The following is a 568-nucleotide window of genomic DNA, read 5'->3' on the forward strand; positions in this document are numbered from 1 at the left end:
GCCTGCGCGTACTGCTCGATGTGGGCGCGCATGTTCTCGCTGATGCCCTCGCCCCCGAACGCGGCGACGATCGTGTACTGGCTCCAGTCGAGCCGGTCGTCCTCGAACAGGGCCTTCAGGAACGGTGGGTAGCTGCAGATGATGTAGGTGAAGTCGGTGCCGAACTCCCGCATCGTCTGGACGATCTTGTCGCGGTCCGGGCCGATGGACTTGATCATCGACGACTCGGTGAGCGAGGCGGTGACGTTCATGCCGGTCGCCCAGGCGCCGAGCGAGAAGGCGTTGAGCACGAACGGCTGCTTGGACAGGTCCTTCGCGGTGCGCGAGAACCCGAGCTGCAGCAGCTGTCGGGTGGCCTGGCGTTCGTCGGGCCCGCGCACCCAGCTGGTCGGGGTGCCGCTCGATCCGCTGGACTCGTCGACGACGACGCCGCGTCGGGGCAGGCGTCCGTCGATGCAGCGTTCGGGGATGCTCCAGCGCTTGACGTAGGAGTCCTTGTCCATCTCGGGCAGTCCGGAGATCGCCGCGGCGATCCCGCCGCGGGTGTCGAGCCTGGAGGCCCGTCCGG

At 68.1% G+C, this 568-nt stretch carries 1 pseudogene; it reads right to left on the bottom strand.

The features are described from left to right. A pseudogene (locus tag H489_RS22055) lies at positions 1 to 568 on the bottom strand (CoF synthetase); the annotation flags it as partial.

This window comes from Curtobacterium flaccumfaciens UCD-AKU (assembly GCF_000349565.1).
Taxonomy (GTDB): domain Bacteria; phylum Actinomycetota; class Actinomycetes; order Actinomycetales; family Microbacteriaceae; genus Curtobacterium; species Curtobacterium poinsettiae.